The organism is Minwuia thermotolerans (assembly GCF_002924445.1).
GTDB classification, from domain to species: domain Bacteria; phylum Pseudomonadota; class Alphaproteobacteria; order Minwuiales; family Minwuiaceae; genus Minwuia; species Minwuia thermotolerans.
Genome location: NZ_PIGG01000005.1, coordinates 1 through 7614 on the forward strand (window position 1 = coordinate 1; position 7614 = coordinate 7614).

A 7614-nucleotide genomic window follows, 5' to 3' on the forward strand; every position below is an offset into this window, starting at 1 on the left:
GACCTTGTAGACCACCACCGTGTCGATGCGCCCGGCCCGGATATCGTCCAGCAGGGCGGCCAGTGCAGGGCGATCCATCGAGCCGCCGGAGAAGCCGCCATCGTCAAAGCGTTCGGCGAGTTCCTTCCAGCCTTCGTGCTGCTGGCTGCGGATATAGGCGGCGCAGGCCTCCCGCTGGGCATCCAGCGAGTTGAAGGCCTGCTCCAGCCCCTCCTCGGTGGACTTGCGGGTATAGATGGCGCAGCGGACTGAACGGCTACCACCGAAGGCGCGCGATGGGTCGCCTCCGTTCGTTCGCCGGGCGATTGAGACACTGCCGTCTCGACGTCCCCGCTCAGCCATCGCTCCTGCCCGCGTGCATCGCGGTGACAGGACGTCGGTTGTCGTCTGAGTGCCCTGCGTTCCGGTCTCCGGTCGACTTCCTCCCCGACGCCGGTGCATTGAGGCCGAAGAAGCGTGGGCCGGACCAGCCGGCGCCGGTGATCGCCCGGGCAATGGCCGTGAGCGAAGTAAAGTGCCGTCCCTCGTAGATGAACCCGCCATCGGTGACCTCGACGACATGGCTGCGGCCCTGCCACTGCCGGATCAGACGGCTGCCCGGGCGCAGGGTGCGGCGACCGGCAGGCGGGTTTTCTCTGGTCGGTGGCGTGCCATCCACCGCCCCATCGCCGCCGCTCCCGCTCGACCGTGTCAGCGCATCGAGACGGCGGCGGGTGGCGGCCGTGAAGCCGCCCTGCGCCTCGGCCTGCATGAGCCACGCGGCGTTGCATTCCAGCAGCCGGCGGCTCAGCCCCTTCGGCGGCGGACGACGCCAGCGCCGCTGCCAGAGCACGGCAAGGTCGTCGCGGGACAGGGCCCGGACGCAGGTCTCGACGTCGTCTGCAGATGATGAAATCGCTCGAGACGGTGTCGATCTCCCGCTCCGATCGGTTCGGCTCGATCTTGCTATCGTGTCGCGGGCGGCGACGTTGCCGTCGCCGCCCGCGCGGATGGTGGTCTCCCTTCGCATCGCCGCGGCGCCCTCAGTCGGCCATCGCGCCCGCGCTGGCCGGCAGCGTCGCCCGGTAGACGCTGACGCCGTTGCCTTCCCTGGTGCGGGTCACCTCGATGCCGCGTTTGCGGAAGCCGGTCAGCACCGCCCGGACGCTGTGCGGCTGCCAGCCGGTGAACTGCACCATCTCGTCGATGTCGGCGCCCTCATCCCGCTGCAGCAGGTCGAGGAGCTGCGCCTGCCGCGATCCCGGACGGAAGAGCGGCTTCGGGGCGTCGTGACCATCGCCCGTGTCCGGTTCTGCGACAGCCGACTGCAGCGCCGCTTGCCCCTCTTCGCTCTCGCCGGCCTCAGTCGCGACCGTCCCCGGGACTGCTGCACGGCCGGCCTCGGTAATGGTCCAGGCATCTTCCGCCGAGCGCTCGGCCAGGCCGCGGCGCTCCAGGGCCCGCAGCATGGCGGTGAGCGCGCCACCCTTCACCTGAATGCCGTCCGGCAGCGGCAGCACGCAGCCGTCGGTACGGTTTGCCGCGTTGGCGAGGATGGCGGTATGCCTGTCATTGAGCATGGTCATGGTCGGTCTCCGTGGCTTCATTCCGCGCCAGCCCGATGCCGGCGCTGTCACCAGGAGAAGCCCGGACCGCGATGAAGAGGCCGGGCCGGGACCGGCAGCGCATAACAGCATCATCGCCGCTCCCAAGAGCATGAATGCTTCGTTTCCAAGGGAAGTCCAGTCGCTGGAATTGAGAATCGAAAGGTTCGAGAATTCCACCTCGGTCGTTATTGTCATTGTCGCAAATCATCAAAGCGATGCGCCGACTGGCCGTACCTCATTCGCCGGTTCTTCGCTAGACTGGTTGTATCGTTGTTCGGTTCCCTCACGAGGTTGCAGTGTGTCCGATCCCATTTCAGGTTCCAGCCCGGCGTCGACCGGCGCTGCCGGGCAGGTATTCGAAAGCCAGGTGGCAGCCCATTACCTGCTGTCGATGCTGGCCGACACGGAGGCGCGCGGTCTGCCAGGGTTCACAATCGACAGCGTCGAACTCCAGCGCGCCGGGGAAGGGTACGCTCTCGACGATGTGATCGTCCGCGGCAGCAACGACGTTGGCCAGTCGGCAGTGCTCGAGATCCAAGCCAAGCGGGATATCCGATTTACAGCCGACGATAGCGGATTCGCGAAGGTGGTTCGGCAGATACTGAAATCTGCGAGCCGTCAGGGTTTCTGGGAAAGCGCGGATCAACTTAGTGTAGCCATTTCTCGTGGTCCCCACAAAGTGACCGGAGCATTCCAAGACGTTCTGAAGTGGGCACGCAGCCTTGAGAGTGCGGAAGTGTTTTTCGAGCGGCTGGGCCGACCCGGCGTTGCGAACGATGATATGCGTGGTTTCGCGACGGCGCTCAAATCTCAGCTGGAAGCCGCCGGTGATTACGCAGATGACAGGACTGTCTGGCAGTTTCTGCGTCGCCTCACCATTCTCGTCTTCGATTTTGGCTCGGAAGGATCGGCTTCGGAAGAACTCTCAATAGAGCGCGCCGTTCGTGTACTTCAGGGCGGCAACGAGCGCGAGGCGAGAAAACTCTGGGATACACTGCAGGCAATCGCTTCCGACGGCGCGACAACGGCGCGCGCCCTGGATCGAGCCGCACTTGTGGATCAGCTTGCCCAACGGAACTACAAGCTATCCGCGTCAAGCACATATAGGTCGATCAGAGGCCGCCTCGCGGAAGATGCGGAACATGGCCTAGGCGACATTGATGACGAGATACGCGGCATCGTTCTTGGCCGATGCACCCGGCTGTCGGCGGTACGCGAGGCCCAAAGCGAATCTCGATATGTCGAAATTCGCGGAGAAGGCGGCGTCGGCAAGTCGGCAATACTGAAGCACCTTGCGGAGGCTCAGAAATCCGAGGCACGGATTCTGTTCCTGAACCCGGAGCGTGTCGTGAAGGGTGGCTGGGCGGCGTGGCGGGGCCAACTCGGGTTTCCGGACACGCTGCGCGATCTTCTCGCCGATCTAGCGCTGGACGGCGCTGCGACGATCTTTATTGACGGTCTGGATCGCTTCACGGAGCCGGAAGCCCGCGCGACGGTGCGGGATCTCATAGACGAGGCCGCGAAAGTGACCGGTGTTTCCGTCATCGTGACAGCGCGCAGCGACTTCGATCGAGATGAGCCGAACTGGCTGCCAGAGAACGCGCTGCAACGATTGGGGGCGAACCGGATTGTCGTCGACGATCAGCTTGATTCTGCAGAAATCGAGGAGGTGCGGACCCTGTTGCCGGATCTCGCTCCGCTGCTGTTTCATTCCCATCCGGCCTACAATGTCGCCCTGAACCTGTTCCGGTTGAAGCGCCTGGCCCGACAACAATCCGCTCAGCACCACTCTGCAACCGAGGCGGCGATGTCGCGAGACTGGTGGCAATCGGCGGGCGGGATTGACCGCGATCCATTATGGCGGAGCCGCGGCCGTGTTTTACGCGCCCTCGCCACAGCGGCGCTCGGATCATCCGGCCCATATGATCTGAGTGACCAGGATCCGGCAGCAATCGATGCGTTGGTGAGATCAGAGACGCTTACGGATCATGGCAGCGACCGACTGAGTTTCCGTCACGATGTCTTTGAGGAGTGGGCCGTTGCCAACTACCTTCTCGATCAGCCAGAAGAATTCAATAGACTGACTCTCGCAGAGCCCGTACCGGTCCAGATCGATAGATCACTCGAAATCCATGCGCAACTTCTTCTTGAACGCGCTGATGGCGAAGAACTCTACAGGCGGCTGCTTCAGAAAATGAGAGAAAGCGAAGCGCATCCGTCCTGGAGGCGGTCGCTTCTCCTGGCGCTGGCTCACTATGAATCCGGGACTGACCTTCTCGACAGAATGGAAGCGCTCCTGCTGGCGGACGAAGGCGGGCTGCTGATACGACTGATCTCGATTGTTCGGGCGGTCGATTCCGTGTCGGTGCAGGAGAGCTATCGGCGTGCCGGCATCGAGATTCCCGAGATGCCGAGCGATGTTTTCGTGGCGGCCAACGCGTCCTGGCACCGGCTGGTTCGCTGGTCCCTCAATAATACCGAAAAGCTGCCGCCACCGAGCATCCGTCACGTAGCGGACCTGATGATCTATTGGTCACTGTCTTCTGCTGGCGAGGATCGCATTACGCCGATGATTGCAAAACAGTTGCATGCCTGGCTGATGCATATCGAGGAATGTGACGAAACACTATGGGATCGCTCAAGGCGCGAAGCATTCGACGGGGAGATCGGGCGCGATGATCTGAGTACGCTTGAACGGATTCTCAGGACAGGTTTTCTGAACCTGTGTCACCGAACTCCCGAATTGGCGCATGACTATCTCGACTGGCTGACCGGTCGCCGCCATGGCACCGAGATCAGCAGCGGCATTCTGCGCGACGGCGGCGGGCTCGCCCGTGCGGCGCCCGATCGTTTTGTGGATTTCATACTTCATGTTCTGACACCGGACCGACGATATCAGGATTTCGAGATGGACCCACTCGGGCGCGAGCCGTTTGAGGATCATGGAGTTGTCCTGATCCCTGCCTCCCCGGCGAAGGGGCCGTTTCGCGAGCTTCTGAAACAGGCGCCGGAAGAGGGGCTGCGACTGATCCGGGAGATCGTCGCGCGCGCCATTACCTTCTATTTTGGGGAGAACGACTTCGGTGACGACGCATTCAGTATTCAATGGGTCGGTACGGAGCGGCTTTTCCCGCGGCGCAGCACTTACAACTGGTCGCGGGAATCGTCGGCCAGTCCGCCTGCCGTCGCTTGTGCGCTGATGGCATTAGAGGAATGGGGTCATCAGCGTATCGAGAGTGGAGATGCTGTTGAAGACGTTCTAGCCGACGTGCTTGGCGCCGAAGAACCGTCTGCCGCATTCCTGCTGGTCGCCGTCGATCTTGTCCTGTCCCATCGTGCCCTTTCGATGCAGGCTGCAATTCCGTTGCTTGGCTCTCCGGAACTGTTGTGTTGGGATCTTCATCGTCAGGTATATGATCGTCAGGACCCGATGCCCGACATCCTCAGTATCGGTTTCATTTTCGATCAGGATGATGGCGCACCGGCTGCAAGGGCGCTTGCTGCAAGGGCATCGCGCGGCATGCCTCTACATCAGATGATCGGCTTGTTGGCCCTCAAGGCAAATCCTCAACATATCAGTGAAGTTCGAAGGTTGCTGGAAGCGGCGTCCGAACGGGCTGGCCAGCCTAAACCGGAACACAATCTCGGCGATCCGGCTTTCATGGCACAACATGCGCTGAATTTGCTCGACCGACAGAACTGGCAAGCTGTGACCCATCGGTTGCAGGACGGGACTCCACGAGAGGGTGTGGAGTATCGCTCGCCGCCCGAGGAAGAGGCACATTTCCAGAGGCTTGAGGAACTCAACCCGACAAGATTGCCCGAGATACAGATGCAAATGGCTTTGACCAGAGCGCTGGACAATGGTTCGGGTCTGACGGAGGCCTCAGCAACGGATGCTGCGAAGTGGCTGGATGGGCAAATACCGGACTCCGTCGGCAACAATGACGACACCGACCAGATCTATCATGCACGGCTGGCGGCGGCTCTGCTGATCCAGCGCCATGGCGCTCACGAACTGCGAACGGAAAAAGCAAGCCTCTGTCGGACTTGGTTCGCGGATGCGATTGCGCGGTCGGAAGACCTTGTGCATCGACGACAGCCGGGCCTTGCCTGGAACAAGGTTGCCATTGCCTTCACCGGATATGCACTTCTGCACGGACATTTCCGGAGTGTCGAGGATCGCGACGCTCTACTGCGCATCGCAGTCCGGTCTGACGCCGCCGGGGCGCAGGGTCTGGTTGCTGCCCGGTCAGCTCTTCACGAAGCTGATCCGCGGCTAGTCCAGGCTATCGTCCGATGCGCGTTCGAGGCGGCGTTACGTCCGCGAAGGACCGGCCAAGGATCTCAGAGCGAGCTGGCGCGTCGCGAACGTGATTATCAATGGCGTCTTGAACGCAGAATCAGCTCGGAACACGCATGGCTGGATGGTGGAGAGGTTGAACCGCCGTGGCCCGGTTTCCCGAAATTTCCGGCACGACCAAAAAGCCGTTTGTACATCGGGCCAGACAGAGCGAGGGGGGAGGCAGTCTCGTCTGACTCTCGCCCGCAGCTTCATCTGATTGATCATCAGGGGGCGGCGGCATGGCTCGCGGCAAGTATGTCTCCGACGCATGAATTCTGTGATGGCTGGCTCCGGGATATTTTGAACACCTACACCGATTGGACATGCATCGCACTGGGATCTGAATTGACCGGTCATGCAGAGCCGCGATCGAATCTCTACGAGTGGAATGATGCATTCTTCAGATCGACGGCCCGTGTCCTGCCGGCGCTTCGAGCCGATGAGCTGGATGTCTGCATCTTCGATCCAATCCGGTCGCTTCCGGAGAGTACCCGTTTCGAAGCAATCGCGGTGCTGCTGCGGGAAACTGATCAACTTTATTTTGAACACAAGGCTGTCTCCTCAGAAAAATCTGCGAATATACGTGAGAGACTTTCGGCCCTGATCCGTGAAACGAACGGCTGGGCTGCGCTCCGTCGGAATGATCGACCCAGTATCGAGAACCATCTCGGGAAAGCAGTCGCCACGCTGTTCTTCTGCGACGACCCTCGATTTGGACAGCCAAGATGTTACTTGCGCGGCGCCGCGATTGACCAAATTGCGAGTTTTCTAAGCGTACTGTCGCAGTGCGTAGCGGATGCGCCAACGCCAATGTTGGCAGAGTTCACGCTGAATCTGCTGGAGGTTTCCACGCGACATGAACACCTCGAGTTTACGCTGCGTGTTTCAACTGAGTTCGTCACCGCACATGCCAGCGACACGAAATTTTGGAGCTCGCTCGGCTATGGTGCGCGTTTCGTAAAATTGCTCGAATTTCAAGCTTTCAGCGTAGGCGTGGCCCTTGATTTGGACCAAAAGATCGCGATCAGGCGTGTGTTGTCCCAACTTATTGAGTCTGGCGTACCGGAAGCTGCAATACTTGACAATCAGTTGATTTCATAAAGTTGATTTTGACAAGAATTCAATTCGAATATTTTTGTTAGCATATCTCGAAGTGGGCGGCGCCGGGTTTTCGGAGGCTTTGATCCAAGGAAAAATGGATCCATCACGATACGTTGTTCTCTAGAGATCAGACGGCAGTCGCTTGCCTGGCTGTGGATCCAGAGCCGGAGCACCTGTCTCAAATACCGGCGATCCAGCGGCCGCTTCCGACGTGCTGCCACGACCGGGCTTCGATTGGAGATAAGGCAGTTTCTCTGATGAGGAGACAAACAATGCAAGAAGCCGTGGCGTTGAAAACAGGCGAAGTTTCGCGCCAATATTCCATAAAGGACGTTCTCCTGCGGCGAGCGCGGCATGATATCGGGCGTCTTCACGCCAGCGGGGTCAGCCTCCCGGATGGCTCATTTCCAGCAGTCCCGAACTTGCTCTGACCATGTCGGTTGGCTGAGTCTCGCCATAGTGGGTTCACGGCCTCAGCGAATGCAATGAAGATCGGAGGGGCTGCCCACGATGGGCGCCATGTTGGAGCCGGATCCAGTGCCGAATGTCCTGACGCTTGTCCCGCTTTCCGATGCCGACCGG

At 60.6% G+C, this 7614-nt stretch carries 4 protein-coding genes; 1 reads left to right on the forward strand and 3 read right to left on the reverse strand.

Translation table 11 applies throughout. The features are described 5' to 3' along the window. The 3 genes from CWC60_RS00795 to CWC60_RS00805 all read right to left on the reverse strand — a co-directional run. The coding region (locus CWC60_RS00795) for a recombinase family protein (RefSeq protein WP_164516298.1) at positions 1 to 342 on the reverse strand (342 nt) is incomplete at its 3' end. After that, positions 335 to 1009: a DUF2924 domain-containing protein gene (locus CWC60_RS00800; RefSeq protein ID WP_109792162.1), complete on the reverse strand. Its 675-nt coding sequence runs from the start codon at positions 1007 to 1009 to the stop codon at positions 335 to 337. The genes CWC60_RS00800 and CWC60_RS00795, both read right to left, overlap by 8 nt. A 13-nt stretch (positions 1010 to 1022) precedes the next feature. Next, positions 1023 to 1565: a DUF3489 domain-containing protein gene (locus CWC60_RS00805; RefSeq protein ID WP_164516299.1), complete on the reverse strand. Its 543-nt coding sequence runs from the start codon at positions 1563 to 1565 to the stop codon at positions 1023 to 1025. Between CWC60_RS00805 and CWC60_RS00810 the strand changes: the two genes are divergently transcribed. After that, positions 1564 to 7032 (forward strand): ATP-binding protein, encoded by a 5469-nt coding sequence (locus CWC60_RS00810; RefSeq protein WP_206419694.1) that lies wholly within the window; start codon positions 1564 to 1566, stop codon positions 7030 to 7032. The two genes, CWC60_RS00805 and CWC60_RS00810, sit on opposite strands and share 2 nt — an antisense overlap. Positions 7033 to 7614 lie beyond the last annotated feature (582 nt).

Coding starts and splice junctions, on each gene's coding strand:
- CWC60_RS00805 (WP_164516299.1), bottom strand. CDS start 1,565: ATGACCATGCTCAATGACAGGCATACCGCCATCCTCGCCAACGCGGCA.
- CWC60_RS00810 (WP_206419694.1), top strand. CDS start 1,564: ATGGTCGGTCTCCGTGGCTTCATTCCGCGCCAGCCCGATGCCGGCGCT.
- CWC60_RS00800 (WP_109792162.1), bottom strand. CDS start 1,009: ATGCGAAGGGAGACCACCATCCGCGCGGGCGGCGACGGCAACGTCGCC.